Genomic DNA, 16361 nt, shown 5'->3' on the forward strand with positions numbered 1-16361 from the left:
TTACATGGATCGTTTATCCTATAGGTCATGCATCCGAATAAGCCCATCAAACAACTCTTCAATGCCAACGATACTTGGCTGAACTACCTCAATAAGTACCGAGAAACCCTCCGAACCGTCGTCATTGAAAACGTCACCAAGATGCTCGCTTGCAGTACCGCTGCTTTTGGCTCTAAAGAGTATCGATGCACTCATGCTGACTGCACCCATCACAAATACATTCACCAGACGTGTAAATCTCGCTTTTGCAGCAGTTGTGGCATAAAAGCCACAGAGCGGTGGATACGAAAGCAACAACATGTCTTTCCTGAGTGTGAGTATCAATACGTTACGTTGACGCTACCACACACGTTGTGGCCCATCTTTCGGGATAATCGTTTTCTTCTCAATCATCTCTTTAGCTGCGCAGCCAAAATCTTCTTAGGATGGGCAAAGCAACTCGATATCGATATTGGCGTGTTCTGTGCACTTCATACCTACGGCAGAAAGCTGAATTGGAATGTGCACATCCATTTGTCTGTCACCCGTGGGGGTTTATGTAAGAAGACTGGTCTATGGAAGCCGATTTTCTTTAAAGCTAAGACCACTGAGAAGTGTTGGCGCGGTGCCATCACTCAACTTCTCAGCTCCAATTACTCAGAGTTAGACTTGAGTGGAGAGGACTGCCCTTTCATTCGTAATGAGCAAGATTGGTCCCGATTTTTAACCAGCCAATATTGCCGTCGATGGAAGCTGCACTTTGCAAAGAAAACAGCCAACGTGACGCCAACCATGACTTACCTGGGTCGATACCTAAAACGGCCACCGATATCGGCGTCGCGTTTACGACATAACTTCCAGGGAGGCTTGGTGACGTTTGATTACCTCAACCATAGGAATGGTCGAACGGAATCCCTCATTTTGAGTCCAGAAGCTCTGATAGAACGCATGATTGAGCATATTCCAGATAAGCACTTCAAAATGATTCGATACTTCGGTTTTCTATCAAACCGACGTCGTGGTGAGATGCTCCCTAAGGTCTACGGTGCCTTGGGTGTCGCTCCTAAAGACGCACCTGAAATGCCCGGTTACGCAGCTATGCTGAAAGGGTATGTGAAGGTTGATCCGTTTGAGTGCATTCTTTGTGGGCACCGTTTAACGTTTCTTCGCTTTAGGGCTGGGGAGCCGCTGTCAGAGCTGGTCCACCATGCTCTGGTTCAAGCCCAAATCAGGTCAATTTAGGCGTTTCACAGGATGGGTGTATCTGAAATAGCGAAAACAGCATGAAAGTGTTCAACAAACATCCGTGTTTAGATTGTAGAGCAGAAGTTAGGTCTGTCCGGGACTCATTCTGACGTGAGTTATGCCGCGATTGTTCAGGTCAGGAAACATTGAGATTCCTTACCTTCGAGCGCACAGCACGTTCAACGATCGGACTAGAGATATCATTTTTTGGTGAGCTTTCGTGCCCAGCGGCGAAACGCTGGTCGCTGAGCATGGGTTTAGAGAGAGTTGGGCTTGAGTGTCGTTGTGCCATGAGGAGTTCCCTTTTTGTTTGAGTATCACTTTTATGGAGCCGCTTGGCTGTCCCTGCTTCAAACAGGGTTCTTCTCTGCAGGGGCGCGCAGCGTTCATTTACCCTTGATTTACCCTTGCAGATAAGGTTCTGATTGAGGAGGGTTAACAGCCTGCGAGCACCATCAAAAGATGCCAATCGAAAGGGAAATCGGCACATAAGGCAACACGCCCTTACTCGAACTTAATCTATGTCAGTGAAAGGAGTGAGGAGGCACGACGAACAGTAACGTGGAAGAATGACGAGGCGCAACGAACGCAGTGAGAGAAGTGCGTTTCGGATTGCAGCGATATCTTTTGAGATAGGGTCTGTAGAGAGGCACATCCAGGTGCGGCACGCAGTGACTCACCAGAGTGATGCCGCTCTTAGGCCATAACTGAAAGATACGAGCGGGATGCCGCCCAGCGAAAATCCTTGCCCGAAGGGTAAGGCTCAAAGTAAAGCTTGCTTCAATGAAAGGCGACTTGTAGCGTTGATAGCTGCGAGCGGCCTCTCATTGTGATGTTCATAACTACTAAAGAAAAACTAACACGTTAAAAACAAAAAAAAGTGTCGTAACCAATTGCTTTTAAAGGAAAATAAACATTTCACATTTATAAATGTGAAACACTTTTACTACCATTAACAAGTTTCTCTATCGCCTCTAATACATCCTTTTCGAGATCTCTAGGTAAACCCTGTAGGGTAATATGACTTCCTTTTTTCGTTCGTTTCACAAAAGCTTTCGTTTCTCCAGACTCAAAGACTGGTGTAACACTTTTTGCTTTCTTAGCACTGAGTTTTTTTGCCAGTTCATGCCACTTATCAACCACCATCTTAGACTGTTTATCTAACGACACTGTTTCGATACCAAGCATTGCCTCTTTTAGATCTTCTATTGTTTCATTGAGCAAATTTTTACTCAGCACAGCTTTTGTCGCTGAATTAAATTTTAATACATATGCCTGCGGCAGTGTTTTAACAGGTAGCAACTCAAGCAAAGGTGTTGGACAGGAATAATAAGCAATACTGAGGCTTATATCTTGTTGGGTATACCCACGTTCCCTTTCCAGTTCGGCTTGAGTCCAATTGTGTGTTTCCATCAGTTTAGTGTAGAGCTTACCTTTTTCGTAATAGGAGAATCCTTTCTTTCTATCTGAAGTTTCAACCACCCACCTAATCGTTTCTAGATTTGGTTTGCAGTCAAATATATCTACCGTTAAACCTACCTTACGATGCAAAGCAGAAGCGAAGCGTCGAGAGCCTTCCATAATTGAGTGCTTTCCGTTTTTATCAACATAAGCGATGATTGGCATTAGTTGAAGCCCCATACCTATTTCATCAATAATGTCAGATAATGCTTCTTCTGTACGTTCGGAGATATCTCTAACGTTATCGCTATCAATAATGCAAAGCTCTTTTAACTGCTCATACGACATGTACGATGTAGCGACTGTATAAATTTCACCAGAAGGGGTGGTCAGTTTTCTCTCTGGTTTAGACAAGACAATACCGGAATGTTCTTGGAGAAAAACACTAAATGAGGTGCCGGCTTTATCCAAACTATCAGATAACTTCGAGTAATTAAGCTCTACATCAATCTTTGCTTCAGATACACTATCGATATCCCCAGAAGGCATGGAAGGCACTTTGGTTGGCTTCGCAGCATTTTTGCTGGCTAGGGCTGCTTGAATAGCCGCTCGTCGTTTGCTCATTTTAATTATCCCATATTTTTCTAACTTGAAGCATTATATCCATAAGTATCTGGTCAGCATTCAGCTTCGCATTCTTAAACGTGCTTTTATGACCTGAATACATAGATTTAGATAAATCGTAAACCGTATTTCTATCTAACGAACATAATCTAACTGCTTCTGATTTCTTAAAGGTTGTAGAAAATAAGTATCCGTTGAATTGCTCGTTAAGTTCCTCTCTTACTTCGAGTGAGGAAGCACTATTTTCCTCATAATTGGTCAACAAGAACTTGATAAAATCATAGCCCTGATGACCTTGTGCAATAAGATTTTTATAAATTTTAGGTAGGTAACTGAGATACTGAAACGTTGCATCTGTATCGTTTTGGTTTGCACCGAGAGGGACTATTACACTAGTAGCAGCATTGTAAGCATTAATTGAGGCGTAGCCCAACGAAGGGGGGGTATCGATCAAAACGATATCCACGTCATCACTGATTGCATCGATGACCGATTTCAAACGCGAGTATGGTGAAGATATTGAGTTAGAAAATACACCTTCATGAAAAATAGCTTCGATATCCCTATCACCCTGAGCCGCAGGTATAATTTTAAGATTAGGGATTGTCGTGTCAGAAACTGACGCTCGAATTAGTTCACGATAACCTTCTGTTTGAGGGGCAATTTGAATTAGCTCACCGATTGTAGTTCGCTCTTCTCCGTCTAAGGAAGGTTGGTAGGAGCTCAATGTACTTTGACCGTCCATATCAATGACTGCAATGCGATATCCTTCGTGGTATTCCATCGCTATACCAGTAGCAATTGTGATACAACTTAGAGTTTTTCCCACGCCGCCCTTTTGGTTCTGCACGACTAAGACTTGTGCTTTCTGGTTTTTCTTGCGATTAAAAGGTTTTAATTTTTTTTTAAGGATGGTGCTTTCTGGTAAGGCATCACGAATTTTATAGATTTGATTAATATCGAGCATCCAATTAATTCCACTCGATACGTGCGCCTTTGGATCAAAGCCAAGTTCAGCAGCATGTTTTTCAATAGTACGATAATCACATTTCAAATATTCAACCGCATCTGGTCTGTCAAACGTTCTAGGAAGTTTTGGCCGAATATCTTCACGTTGAGCGAGTAGATCTGACGCTCCTTGCGCTATGATTTCCAATTCTTTCAGTGTCTCAATCTGTCGGCTCATATTACCTACTCCATCTTAGTCAGCAGCATTACCAATTGATTGTTACAATGACACACAAAACAACCAATGTAAACAAAAAACAAGGAATCCAATAAAAACACTACATGATCATATTTGTAACACATGGGAATTACAATTAAACCTGACAAAGTAATCCACCAAAATCACCATAAACTACTGATAATAAACAAAAATTCAAGATTTACATTTATAAATGTATATTTAAAAGAAATGAAGCTTTTGGAGGAAAAAACTCTTTGAGAGGTTAATCGTTTATGGCCGTTTTACACCAACTTTATTGAAAGCTAAAAGAGACGTTATGGGTAATTTACAAAGAATACGTACATTGATAGAAAAAAAGCATCAGATATAGGTGCTTTTTAGAGTGTTATAGGTTACTTACAAAACATCCCTGAGATTTTTACGTTCTTCAATTTCTTCTTGTTCTGGGATAGTCCCAGGTAGCGTAATTTTTTTGGGAGTCTGTTTTATGCTTTGCGCTGAATGCACTGTTTTGGATACCTTCGATTTCAAACTGAATACCTGTGGATTAATAGTAAGATTTTGTCTCACTTCAACCGCGAACTCTAGATTTTCATTCTCAGCTAAGTAATTACTCTTAAGGTATTTAATCGACAATGATTCCTTTTTATTCTTTAACGTAAACAAGCATTTTGTTAGACGCATTATTGAGGTTAAACCAGCGCCTGATGCCATCGTAATTTATTGGTTACCGCGGATTTCATCTTTGTTCACATGATGAACAAGCAACAAACTGGTACCAGATTCACTGGCAAGTTTCTGAAAAACATTTTTGATTAAGCGATCGTGTTTTACCTCCTCACAACGGCCAATTGATTCCGTTACAGTGTCGACGATCACCAAGTCGAATTCAGAGAAGGTTTGTTTGAGTTTGTCTAAATACTGTTCATGTTCTGCCAGTTCTTGGACTGAGCTATCGGGTGGAATCACTATTGACTCAAGATCAGTAAGAAAGTGGAGATTATTTTTTAGCTCTGATTTTATAGTGCTAGTGCTAGTGCTAGTGCAATTGGCAAGCTTTTCTTTCATGCGCGATTGAATAATACCAGCACCATCCTCTGAACTTAAAACCAACGTCTTTTCAGGTTTGTCAGCAGCGCTCATCCCGAGTAGAGACATTGAAGAAGAATGTTCCATTGCTATGCAAAGAGCTAGGTGAGATTTACCAACATTAGGGGCTGCAATCAACATGCCTACATGACCTTTAAGCAAACCTTTCAAACTGAAGCTTAGGTTCAAGGTAAGGAATCTCAATGTTTCCTGACCTGAACAATCGCGGCATAACTCACGTCAGAATGAGTCCCGGACAGACCTAACTTCTGCTCTACAATCTAAACACGGATGTTTGTTGAACACTTTCATGCTGTTTTCGCTATTTCAGATACACCCATCCTGTGAAACGCCTAAATTGACCTGATTTGGGCTTGAACCAGAGCATGGTGGACCAGCTCTGACAGCGGCTCCCCAGCTCTGACAGCGGCTCCCCAGCTCTGACAGCGGCTCCCCAGCTCTGACAGCGGCTCCCCAGCTCTGACAGCGGCTCCCCAGCTCTGACAGCGGCTCCCCAGCCCTAAAGCGAAGAAACGTTAAACGGTGCCCACAAAGAATGCACTCAAACGGATCAACCTTCACATACCCTTTCAGCATAGCTGCGTAACCGGGCATTTCAGGTGCGTCTTTAGGAGCGACACCCAAGGCACCGTAGACCTTAGGGAGCATCTCACCACGACGTCGGTTTGATAGAAAACCGAAGTATCGAATCATTTTGAAGTGCTTATCTGGAATATGCTCAATCATGCGCTCTATCAGAGCTTCTGGACTCAAAATGAGGGATTCCGTTCGACCATTCCTATGGTTGAGGTAATCAAACGTCACCAAGCCTCCCTGGAAGTTATGTCGTAAACGCGACGCCGATATCGGTGGCCGTTTTAGGTATCGGCCGAGGTAAGTCATGGTTGGCGTCACGTTGGCTGTTTTCTTTGCAAAGTGCAGCTTCCATAGACCAGTCTCCTTACATAAACCCCCACGGGTGACAGACAAATGGATGTGCACATTCCAATTCAGCTTTCTGCCGTAGGTATGAAGTGCACAGAACACGCCAATATCGATATCGAGTTGCTTTGCCCATCCTAAGAAGATTTTGGCTGCGCAGCTAAAGAGATGATTGAGAAGAAAACGATTATCCCGAAAGATGGGCCACAACGTGTGTGGTAGCGTCAACGTAACGTGTTGATACTCACACTCAGGAAAGACATGTTGTTGCTTTCGTATCCACCGCTCTGTGGCTTTTATGCCACAACTGCTGCAAAAGCGAGATTTACACGTCTGGTGAATGTATTTGTGATGGGTGCAGTCAGCATGAGTGCATCGATACTCTTTAGAGCCAAAAGCAGCGGTACTGCAAGCGAGCATCTTGGTGACGTTTTCAATGACGACGGTTCGGAGGGTTTCTCGGTACTTATTGAGGTAGTTCAGCCAAGTATCGTTGGCATTGAAGAGTTGTTTGATGGGCTTATTCGGATGCATGACCTATAGGATAAACGATCCATGTAAAGCACCCTAGTCGGTTGAGTCTCTTTGTTTTCGGCCGTAGGCCGCTCAGGCGACACCGTCGCCGGTTCGTTAGTCGCTTGGTGATCACCAAGCGATTCTGTCGTACCTTAATTACCAAGCGACTTTGTCATATGTTCGCATTTTAGAGGGCTATGGCGCATTGGATCTTTCGCTGAAATGCCCCCTAAAGCATTCTGAAAGTTAATTTCAGAATTTTACTAAATGTTAAAAGGTTGTAACTCGCTTTGGTTTCACCTAGTTTGTTGATCCTAATACTCAAAATGATCAGTTTTCTCTAAATTAATGATGCTGACTCTACATGTAAGCATATAGCTGCCAATAAGCACGGGTATAGCAAAACTAGCTAAAAGAACAGATGAGAGCTAAAATGTCTTTATCAAGATTGTAGCGCGAAGCGCAACGCGCTATAATGCCTACATGATAAAATCATTTAAGCATACAGGTCTGGAAAAGTTCTTTGTTAAAGGGACTGCAGCGGGTATCCAAGCCAAACATATCAAAAAGCTAAGGTTACAGTTAGCTGTAATCAATACCGCAAGTGTTATCGCTGATATTAATAAACCTGGCTGGAGACTGCATCAGCTAAACCCAAAGAAAGATGATATTTGGGCTATTGATGTTAACGGCAACTGGCGCGTTACGTTTCAGTTTAGAAATGGAAACGCTTTTATACTCGACTATAGGGACTATCACTAATGATTATGCACAACCCTCCACATCCGGGCGAACTAATTCACGATGTGTACCTTGAACCGTTTAACCTTAGTTCTAGAGCCGTAGCCAAGAACTTGGGTGTGAGTCCATCTACTTTCAACCGCATCGTGAAAGGCCAAAGCTCTATCAGCCCTGAGATGGCACTAAAGCTACAGGTTGTACTGGGCGGAACTCCTGAGAGTTGGTTAGCGATGCAACACCAGTATGATTTATGGAAAGCAAAGCAGACTATTAACCTCAAGGCTGTTAAAACTATAGATTTTGACCAGCTAGCTTTGGCTTAGTCAGATTAGCAAGTGATCATTGGGCTCTGAGCTGCACTAGAGAAGATATTACAGAGGCTCGTAGAGTTATAAACATTTTTTTAATCCTAACTACTCCCCCGAATGATCGCTCCAGTCAGAGACTGGACACTGAACTTAAGTGAATTTCCCATACTTGATTCATTTGCAATAATTGAATTAGTGCGCGCCCAAACACAAACCAACCTTTTTGCTAGAGCCTCTTAATCATTGTTGCAATGGTTAAGAGGCTCTTTTAATAAGTGTTCATTAAGGGTAAGCGTCTTTAAATCGACTCATTCAATCCTTTTAATAAACGTCGTAACCTTTAACTTTTATCGTTAAAGGTACTCGAAAATGTCTCAGCAGAACCGGCGACGGTGTCGCCTGAGCGGCCTACGGCCGAAAACAAAGAGACTCAACCGACTAGGGTGCTTTACATGGATCGTTTATCCTATAGGTCATGCATCCGAATAAGCCCATCAAACAACTCTTCAATGCCAACGATACTTGGCTGAACTACCTCAATAAGTACCGAGAAACCCTCCGAACCGTCGTCATTGAAAACGTCACCAAGATGCTCGCTTGCAGTACCGCTGCTTTTGGCTCTAAAGAGTATCGATGCACTCATGCTGACTGCACCCATCACAAATACATTCACCAGACGTGTAAATCTCGCTTTTGCAGCAGTTGTGGCATAAAAGCCACAGAGCGGTGGATACGAAAGCAACAACATGTCTTTCCTGAGTGTGAGTATCAACACGTTACGTTGACGCTACCACACACGTTGTGGCCCATCTTTCGGGATAATCGTTTTCTTCTCAATCATCTCTTTAGCTGCGCAGCCAAAATCTTCTTAGGATGGGCAAAGCAACTCGATATCGATATTGGCGTGTTCTGTGCACTTCATACCTACGGCAGAAAGCTGAATTGGAATGTGCACATCCATTTGTCTGTCACCCGTGGGGGTTTATGTAAGAAGACTGGTCTATGGAAGCCGATTTTCTTTAAAGCTAAGACCACTGAGAAGTGTTGGCGCGGTGCCATCACTCAACTTCTCAGCTCCAATTACTCAGAGTTAGACTTGAGTGGAGAGGACTGCCCTTTCATTCGTAATGAGCAAGATTGGTCCCGATTTTTAACCAGCCAATATTGCCGTCGATGGAAGCTGCACTTTGCAAAGAAAACAGCCAACGTGACGCCAACCATGACTTACCTCGGCCGATACCTAAAACGGCCACCGATATCGGCGTCGCGTTTACGACATAACTTCCAGGGAGGCTTGGTGACGTTTGATTACCTCAACCATAGGAATGGTCGAACGGAATCCCTCATTTTGAGTCCAGAAGCTCTGATAGAACGCATGATTGAGCATATTCCAGATAAGCACTTCAAAATGATTCGATACTTCGGTTTTCTATCAAACCGACGTCGTGGTGAGATGCTCCCTAAGGTCTACGGTGCCTTGGGTGTCGCTCCTAAAGACGCACCTGAAATGCCCGGTTACGCAGCTATGCTGAAAGGGTATGTGAAGGTTGATCCGTTTGAATGCATTCTTTGTGGGCACCGTTTAACGTTTCTTCGCTTTAGGGCTGGGGAGCCGCTGTCAGAGCTGGTCCACCATGCTCTGGTTCAAGCCCAAATCAGGTCAATTTAGGCGTTTCACAGGATGGGTGTATCTGAAATAGCGAAAACAGCATGAGAGTGTTCAACAAACATCCGTGTTTAGATTGTAGAGCAGAAGTTAGGTCTGTCCGGGACTCATTCTGACGTGAGTTATGCCGCGATTGTTCAGGTCAGGAAACATTGAGATTCCTTACCTTTGAACTAACGATGCGCGATATTCAGATTTTACAACAAACCATACAAAACCAATGCCCCTCCATTCACAAAAAACGCGTTAGTTCTCTGATACTTGCTACAAAAAGTGTACTTGACGGCTCAGACTTAACGCTAACTAAACTAGGTCGCAAACTGGAAACTAATACCACGGTAAAACATGCGATCAAACGCGTTGATAGACTGCTTGGAAATCGCCAACTACATCGTGAAAAAGACCTAATTTATAAATGGCATGCCTACTTAATAACGGGCGCCAACTCATGCCCTGTGATCCTTGTGGATTGGTCTGATGTTCGTGAACAACTTCGTTATATGACGTTAAGAGCATCCGTTGCACTTGATAGTCGAGCCATCACAATCTTTGAACAAGTTTTTGAGTATGGCCAATATAATTCACCGAAAAGTCACCAAACATTCCTCGATAAATTGCAGAGTATTTTACCGAATAAAATCAGCCCGATCATCGTTTCTGATGCGGGTTTTAGAAATACTTGGTTTCGCCAAGTTCAGGAGAAAGGCTGGTTTTGGTTAGGTCGTGTCCGAGGAGAAGTATCAATCAAACAACCTCATAAACCTTGGGTCTCAAATAAAACCTTTTATCCAACCGCTGTCCATAAACCCAAATATCTTGGCCATGATCTGCTCCAGTCAGACTGGACACTTAACTAAGCGACATTTTGTTTTTCAAAGTTCATTGGGCTTAGATACCCAAGAGCACTGTGCCTTCTCGTTCGATTATAATCAACCTCAATGTACTCGAAGATCGTTTGACGCATCTGCTCTCTCGTCATGATCGGTTCATATTGGATTGCTTCTACTTTCATAGAATGAAAGAAGCTCTCAACACAAGCATTATCCCAGCAATTTCCTTTCCTACTCATACTTTGCCTTAGATTATAATTACTTATGAGGTCTCGATAGTCTTTCGAACAGTACTGACTACCTCGATCGCTATGAGTAATAACCTGCTCAGGGAAACCTCGGCGAAATAAAGCCATTGATAAGGCATCGCAGACCAGTGAGGCCGTCATTCTCGTATTCATTGACCAACCAATAACTTGTCTTGAATAGAGGTCAATAATGACAGCTAAGTACAGCCAGCCTTCGCTTGTGGCCACATAGGTGATGTCTCCTGCCCATTTTTGATTTGGAGCCGTTGCGTTAAAATCTTGAGCGAGCAAGTTCGGAGCAACGGGCATTTTATGTTTACTGTCTGTTGTACACTTAAACTTGCGTGCTGCTTTCGCTACTAAATCCTGACGTTTCATACTGGCGGCAATGGTCTTAACATTATGGTTATCACCGCTCTCTGCCAGTTCTTTCTGAATACGTCTTGAGCCATCTCGTTCTTTGCTAACGTCAAAGGCTTCTTTTACTTTGATATCAATCTTTTGGCGCTCTGTCTCACGTTGAATCGCCTTGTGGCGATTCTCAACCCAATAATAAAACCCACTTCGAGAAACTCTGAACACCTTAGCCATACGGGAAATACTGAAACTCAGCAGGTGTTCGAGCATAAATTCATAGCAATTTACTTTAGATTTTTCGCGAAGTAGGTGGCGGCCTTTTTTACGATTTCTAGCTCTTCTGCTTGCTCTGACAACTGCCTCTTTAGCTTAGCGACTTCAACGGCCAATTCTTGTTCTCGTTGGCTAATATTAGAATTCTTCTTTGTGGCTTTTCGCCAACCGTAGATCTGAGATTCATGTAATGAGAGCTGTCTTGCGGCTGCAGCGACTCCCACTTTCTCCGCCAGCTTCAGGGTTTCTGCTTTAAATTCAGGAGAATGGATAATACGTTTCTTCTTGCTTGTCATGGTTCACCTCATTAGTGATTGTACTCACTTAACTCAGTGTCCAAAACTGCTGGTGCGGATCACCCCGTGCATGCACCTGTCTTTCATACACAAATCCTGCGATGAAAATCGCAGGATTTTTTTGAATCATTTAGCATATTTCCGATTACGGCAAGATCATTATAAATTTGAACTTTTCCTGATTTAGCGGATCAGATCTGATAATTATTATCCATATATAACATTTTCCATGTCTGACTCGTTTCTAGAACACTTCGAAAACTATGCATTAGATGCTAGATATGACTTTTAGAGAAGATGAGTGCCGTATTCGGAAAGGAAATGGAGCCTTAGCTTTCAATGCACTAAGAAAGATAGCTCTTAACTTATTTAAGTTCGATACGAAGAAGAAGATAAGCATGGCTCGGAAGAAAAAGAATGCAGCCCTGAACGATGAATACCGCTCAGTGCTTTTAGAGTCTGCGATTAAAATGCGCTAGCCTTAACACACGGGGCGCATACCGATCAAATATGGGAGGGAATAGTTAGAATTCAACTCTTATTGTAAACACTATTGCATTCCAAGTAAGTCCCACTGTTGGTTGAATTGGATACTCAGAGTACGACAAGTAGGCCACACCAAGAGGTAACCATTTATTCGTATGGCAGCCATACTCTGTTTTATAGTTAGCTTTCTGATTTTTCCCGCAGTATCCGTAACTTGCTCCTAACACAGCTCCGTAAGTCAAATAAACATTATTTTGGTTTAAGTCATAGCCAGCAAAGTATGTTTGGTCGTCATAGGAATTTTTCAGTGTTCCAATAGTTAGCCCTTTGTAGCCAATCGCCAAAAGGTTGTGATTTTCGTTATAGTCCTCCCCCCTGATGTGTATTGATCCCCCTCCGAGGTAGGCCGTGTATTCTTTACCTACAGCGGGATAGCAGAACAATGCGCTTAAAAGAACAATTCGATCTATCATAAAGCATCCTTTATTTTTCTATCTTGTGAACTTGTTAAACTTTATCAATAGCTTATATGCAGTATAGCTCATACTTCAGATGTGTGTGTCTTACCCTGATTTAACGTAACGTCACTTAGAGCGAAGTGGATCTCTGACGAAAAGTCGCCTCCTGATTGTGGAGGAGGCGACTGTTCACAACGAAGAAAACCTGAGAAATCCTTTGTTGTTAATAATATTATAGTCTTAATTTTTAATGGCTTATGGATGGAAATGAAACTATTATGCAACTTGTTGTTTTTTTGAGCTAAAATCGACTTACTCACTCTTTCTGTGGATAAAAATGTATCCATTTAACTCAAAGGCACTGTATCCGCACGACTTACGCTCAAGCCATGCAGCAACTTACTTGGGAGGGGCTTGTTGCAAAAAAGGAAGATGTGTCTGAGGCGCCAATATGAGCACTTCATTTCATGCGTATATTCCGAAGATATTGAAGAGTTCATTGAGGAAGACGGATCTCCCCTACACCCTCAGTTTTGGCTCATCGCGACGTAACCAAAAATCAAACTGGCCTTTATTCAACATTCGGCTCCCTTCAAAACCTTGAATCGTTGACCAGGCCCGCTTTCGCACCTTGAATCCACCTGTGGCTTCGATAAGCTTTTTAATCGGAGCGTGGTCAGATCCAATGCCATTGTTGAGATATTTCACTTGCCGATGTTCTACATCTTGTCGTAAACGGCCTTCACGCTTGAGGCGAGCAATGGCGTTACCATAAGACGAATGTTTATCAGTATTCAATGTTTGGGGTTGAAAGGACGTTTTATAGCGGCGTAAGCAGCGTTTTAGGAATTGATAAGCCGCCTCTTTATTGCGTTTACGAGAGAAAAAGAAATCCAGGGTTTCCCCACGTTTATTGATGGCTCGGTAGAGATAATGCCATTTGCCTTTCACCTTGACGTAAGTTTCATCAAGCTGCCAGGAGGTGTCGACACGAGTGAATGGATAACGGCGTAACTTATTATGTAGGATAGGCCCATAGTGAATGAACCAACGATAAATCGTGGAGCGATTAACGAAGACACCTCGATCGGACAACCTATCACTGAGGTTTGCATAGCTCATTGCGGTAGTGCCATACCAACGGACACACCATAAGATAAGTTCGGGGGGTGAAATGTTGCCATTTGAATTCAGACTTGACCATAACGTATTGCTCAGTGATGAATCATAGTTAAAGTCTGGCTGCTCGTGAGGTTTTTGCAACAAGCCCACATCACAAACACTGAAAAGACAGGATTGATAGTGATGGCTTAAACCGATCTCAAGTTAATTAGTAAGGTAGGGTGCGATATAACAAACCTAACTCGCACTTTCTCCCCTTTCGATCTAAATTCAATAGAGCTCGTTGTCTCTCAGCAACACTTCCAGCTCGTTAGTATTACTCCTACTTGGCTGCCCAACCATTTCATCGTAGGCACTTTTCTGGCGAAGCACCTGTTTGTTCGCTTTCAAATTACGACATTGCTTTTGCAACTCCAATATCGAATGCGCCCTTAAAAATTTCCCTTTATCGTCAGTAACAAAGTGTTCCTTTCCGTCGACTACAACCGAGACTTGATACAGAGCAAGATCGAGAGAGTGGATGACTAGCTTGTCGAAATAGAAAAATTTTTCCAGTTTATTGAGTGGCATAGACATTAGGAACCTCCTTGATCCGTGGCTTTGTGTCTGCCGTAATAAAGTCGATCACCGAGTGAGAAACTTGCCTCTCTCACGCGTAGAAATCGGAAAACCAGTGAGAACTCCTATGCAAACATTCAACTTCGAATGGCTAAAAAGCGACTTACGCCTGACCGATCAACTCCTGTTGGAGAACAATTAAAGTCTGATCGTTATTTGCTGACTCATAGCCGATTTAAAGGTCATAAGGTCATAAGGTCATAAGGTCATAAGGTCATAAGGTCATAAGGTCATAAGGTCATAAGGTCTTTAAATTTAGTCTTTTTTAGAGCGTGTTGCTACTAGTAACACTACATAAGTGCCAATATATTTGATCGATTTCAAGCAAATTTTGGAAATTTCCGTGTTTGGTCATGTACTAATTTAGCTTCATCCGGATAAATTTTCGTATTGAAAAATCACTTAGTGAGTTGTCCAGTATTGCAGGAGCAGTTCATTATTATGCGCCCCCAATATTGACACAAGAACCATCCTTACTAACATCTTCAACACAATCCAGAAAGAATCTAGCTACATCAGGTCGTGGTATAGGTTTAGCGAAGTGTGCCGTCTGTCCTGGTAGTACCTTGAAGGTAAGGAATCTCAATGTTTCCTGACCTGAACAATCGCGGCATAACTCACGTCAGAATGAGTCCCGGACAGACCTAACTTCTGCTCTACAATCTAAACACGGATGTTTGTTGAACACTTTCATGCTGTTTTCGCTATTTCAGATACACCCATCCTGTGAAACGCCTAAATTGACCTGATTTGGGCTTGAACCAGAGCATGGTGGACCAGCTCTGACAGCGGCTCCCCAGCCCTAAAGCGAAGAAACGTTAAACGGTGCCCACAAAGAATGCACTCAAACGGATCAACCTTCACATACCCTTTCAGCATAGCTGCGTAACCGGGCATTTCAGGTGCGTCTTTAGGTGCGACACCCAAGGCACCGTAGACCTTAGGGAGCATCTCACCACGACGTCGGTTTGATAGAAAACCGAAGTATCGAATCATTTTGAAGTGCTTATCTGGAATATGCTCAATCATGCGTTCTATCAGAGCTTCTGGACTCAAAATGAGGGATTCCGTCTGACCATTCCTATGATTAAGATAATCAAATGTCACTAATCCTCCTTGGAAATCATGTCGTAACCTAGACGCCGATATCGGTGGCCGCTTTAGGTATCGACCCATGTAGGTCATGGTGGGGGTCACATTGGCCGTTTTCTTAGCAAAGTGCAGTTTCCATCGTCGGCAATATTGGCTGGTTAAAAATCGGGACCAATCTTGCTCATTACGAATGAAAGGGCAGTCCTCTCCACTCAAGTCTAACTCTGAGTAATTGGAGCTGAGAAGTTGAGTGATGGCACCGCGCCAACACTTCTCAGTGGTCTTAGCTTTAAAGAAAATCGGCTTCCATAGACCAGTCTTCTTACATAAACCCCCACGGGTGACAGACAAATGGATGTGCACATTCCAATTCAGCTTTCTGCCGTAGGTATGAAGTGCACAGAACACGCCAATATCGATATCGAGTTGCTTTGCCCATCCTAAGAAGATTTTGGCTGCGCAGCTAAAGAGATGATTGAGAAGAAAACGATTATCCCGAAAGATGGGCCACAGCGTGTGAGGTAGCGTCAACGTAACGTGTTGATACTCACACTCAGGAAAGACATGTTGTTGCTTTCGTATCCACCGCTCTGTGGCTTTTATGCCACAACTGCTGCAAAAGCGAGATTTACACGTCTGGTGAATGTATTTGTGATGGGTGCAGTCAGCATGAGTGCATCGATACTCTTTAGAGCCAAAAGCAGCGGTACTGCAAGCGAGCATCTTGGTGACGTTTTCAATGACGACGGTTCGGAGGGTTTCTCGGTACTTATTGAGGTAGTTCAGCCAAGTATCGTTGGCATTGAAGAGTTGTTTGATGGGCTTATTCGGATGCATGACCTATAGGATAAACGATCCATGTAAAGCACCCTAGTCGGTTG

Annotated in this window: 12 protein-coding genes and 3 pseudogenes; 6 read left to right on the forward strand and 9 right to left on the reverse strand. The window is 43.1% G+C overall.

Going from position 1 to position 16361, the window contains the following annotated elements:
- Positions 1-27: 27 nt before the first annotated feature.
- Positions 28-1221 (forward strand): IS91 family transposase, encoded by a 1194-nt coding sequence (locus ACMAZD_RS25825; protein WP_435250577.1) that lies wholly within the window; start codon positions 28-30, stop codon positions 1219-1221.
- A 927-nt stretch (positions 1222-2148) separates the two neighbouring features.
- On the opposite strand, the gene ACMAZD_RS25830 is transcribed toward ACMAZD_RS25825, so the two are convergent.
- The 4 genes and pseudogenes from ACMAZD_RS25830 to ACMAZD_RS25845 form a co-directional block, all read right to left on the reverse strand.
- Positions 2149-3249, reverse strand: a complete 1101-nt coding sequence (locus ACMAZD_RS25830) for a hypothetical protein (RefSeq protein WP_435250618.1) — start codon at positions 3247-3249, stop codon at positions 2149-2151.
- A gap of 1 nt (position 3250) precedes the next feature.
- Positions 3251-4435, reverse strand: coding sequence for a ParA family protein (locus tag ACMAZD_RS25835; RefSeq protein WP_435250619.1), 1185 nt, complete (start codon positions 4433-4435; stop codon positions 3251-3253).
- Between the two features lie 723 nt (positions 4436-5158).
- Positions 5159-5731, reverse strand: coding sequence for an AAA family ATPase (locus ACMAZD_RS25840; RefSeq protein ID WP_435250620.1), 573 nt, complete (start codon positions 5729-5731; stop codon positions 5159-5161).
- A 291-nt stretch (positions 5732-6022) separates the two neighbouring features.
- Positions 6023-7003, reverse strand: a pseudogene (locus ACMAZD_RS25845) (IS91 family transposase); the annotation flags it as partial.
- A gap of 465 nt (positions 7004-7468) precedes the next feature.
- Here ACMAZD_RS25845 and ACMAZD_RS25850 point away from each other — a divergent pair.
- From ACMAZD_RS25850 to ACMAZD_RS25865, 4 genes are all read left to right on the forward strand, one after another.
- Positions 7469-7747, forward strand: a complete 279-nt coding sequence (locus tag ACMAZD_RS25850) for a type II toxin-antitoxin system RelE/ParE family toxin (protein WP_016786836.1) — start codon at positions 7469-7471, stop codon at positions 7745-7747.
- Positions 7747-8049, forward strand: coding sequence for a HigA family addiction module antitoxin (locus ACMAZD_RS25855; RefSeq protein WP_016786835.1), 303 nt, complete (start codon positions 7747-7749; stop codon positions 8047-8049). The genes ACMAZD_RS25850 and ACMAZD_RS25855 overlap by 1 nt, the downstream gene beginning before the upstream one ends.
- A gap of 460 nt (positions 8050-8509) precedes the next feature.
- The gene (locus tag ACMAZD_RS25860; RefSeq protein WP_435247018.1) at positions 8510-9703 is read left to right on the forward strand and encodes an IS91 family transposase; all 1194 of its coding nucleotides are present in this window, start codon (positions 8510-8512) and stop codon (positions 9701-9703) included.
- A 176-nt stretch (positions 9704-9879) separates the two neighbouring features.
- Positions 9880-10557 carry an IS4 family transposase gene (locus tag ACMAZD_RS25865; protein ID WP_435250621.1) on the forward strand — a complete coding sequence of 226 codons (678 nt, stop codon included), beginning with the start codon at positions 9880-9882 and terminating at the stop codon, positions 10555-10557.
- Here the strand turns inward: ACMAZD_RS25865 and ACMAZD_RS25870 are convergent.
- A protein-coding gene (locus ACMAZD_RS25870) for an IS3 family transposase (RefSeq protein WP_435250622.1) occupies positions 10554-11704 on the reverse strand; the annotation gives its coding sequence in 2 pieces (ribosomal slippage) (positions 10554-11461 and positions 11461-11704; 1152 coding nt in all). The genes ACMAZD_RS25865 and ACMAZD_RS25870 overlap by 4 nt on opposite strands.
- 272 nt (positions 11705-11976) lie before the next feature.
- On the opposite strand from ACMAZD_RS25870, the pseudogene ACMAZD_RS25875 reads away from it, so the two are divergent.
- Positions 11977-12183, forward strand: a pseudogene (locus ACMAZD_RS25875) (transposase); the annotation flags it as partial.
- 45 nt (positions 12184-12228) lie between these two features.
- On the opposite strand, the gene ACMAZD_RS25880 reads toward ACMAZD_RS25875, so the two are convergent.
- From ACMAZD_RS25880 to ACMAZD_RS25895, 4 genes and pseudogenes are all read right to left on the reverse strand, one after another.
- Complete coding sequence (locus ACMAZD_RS25880; protein ID WP_435250623.1) at positions 12229-12663, reverse strand: hypothetical protein; 435 nt, start codon at positions 12661-12663, stop codon at positions 12229-12231.
- Positions 12664-13167: 504 nt separating this feature from the next.
- Positions 13168-13852 (reverse strand): annotated as a pseudogene (locus ACMAZD_RS25885) (IS6 family transposase).
- Positions 13853-14040: 188 nt separating this feature from the next.
- The gene (locus ACMAZD_RS25890) at positions 14041-14346 is read right to left on the reverse strand and encodes a DUF6482 family protein (RefSeq protein WP_435250624.1); all 306 of its coding nucleotides are present in this window, start codon (positions 14344-14346) and stop codon (positions 14041-14043) included.
- Positions 14347-15123: 777 nt separating this feature from the next.
- A complete protein-coding gene (locus ACMAZD_RS25895; RefSeq protein ID WP_435247073.1) occupies positions 15124-16317 on the reverse strand; it encodes an IS91 family transposase in 1194 nt (397 codons plus the stop codon).
- Between the last annotated feature and the right edge of the window lie 44 nt (positions 16318-16361).

Origin of the sequence: Vibrio sp. nBUS_14 (assembly GCF_051201655.1) — a bacterium.
Lineage (GTDB): Bacteria > Pseudomonadota > Gammaproteobacteria > Enterobacterales > Vibrionaceae > Vibrio.

What these genes read in the sequence shown, in the direction of transcription:
- ACMAZD_RS25825 (WP_435250577.1), top strand. Translation starts at nt 28, where the DNA reads ATGCATCCGAATAAGCCCATCAAACAACTCTTCAATGCCAACGATACT.
- ACMAZD_RS25830 (WP_435250618.1), bottom strand. Translation starts at nt 3,249, where the DNA reads ATGAGCAAACGACGAGCGGCTATTCAAGCAGCCCTAGCCAGCAAAAAT.
- ACMAZD_RS25835 (WP_435250619.1), bottom strand. Translation starts at nt 4,435, where the DNA reads ATGAGCCGACAGATTGAGACACTGAAAGAATTGGAAATCATAGCGCAA.
- ACMAZD_RS25850 (WP_016786836.1), top strand. Translation starts at nt 7,469, where the DNA reads ATGATAAAATCATTTAAGCATACAGGTCTGGAAAAGTTCTTTGTTAAA.
- ACMAZD_RS25855 (WP_016786835.1), top strand. Translation starts at nt 7,747, where the DNA reads ATGATTATGCACAACCCTCCACATCCGGGCGAACTAATTCACGATGTG.
- ACMAZD_RS25860 (WP_435247018.1), top strand. Translation starts at nt 8,510, where the DNA reads ATGCATCCGAATAAGCCCATCAAACAACTCTTCAATGCCAACGATACT.
- ACMAZD_RS25865 (WP_435250621.1), top strand. Translation starts at nt 9,880, where the DNA reads ATGCGCGATATTCAGATTTTACAACAAACCATACAAAACCAATGCCCC.
- ACMAZD_RS25880 (WP_435250623.1), bottom strand. Translation starts at nt 12,663, where the DNA reads ATGATAGATCGAATTGTTCTTTTAAGCGCATTGTTCTGCTATCCCGCT.
- ACMAZD_RS25890 (WP_435250624.1), bottom strand. Translation starts at nt 14,346, where the DNA reads ATGTCTATGCCACTCAATAAACTGGAAAAATTTTTCTATTTCGACAAG.
- ACMAZD_RS25895 (WP_435247073.1), bottom strand. Translation starts at nt 16,317, where the DNA reads ATGCATCCGAATAAGCCCATCAAACAACTCTTCAATGCCAACGATACT.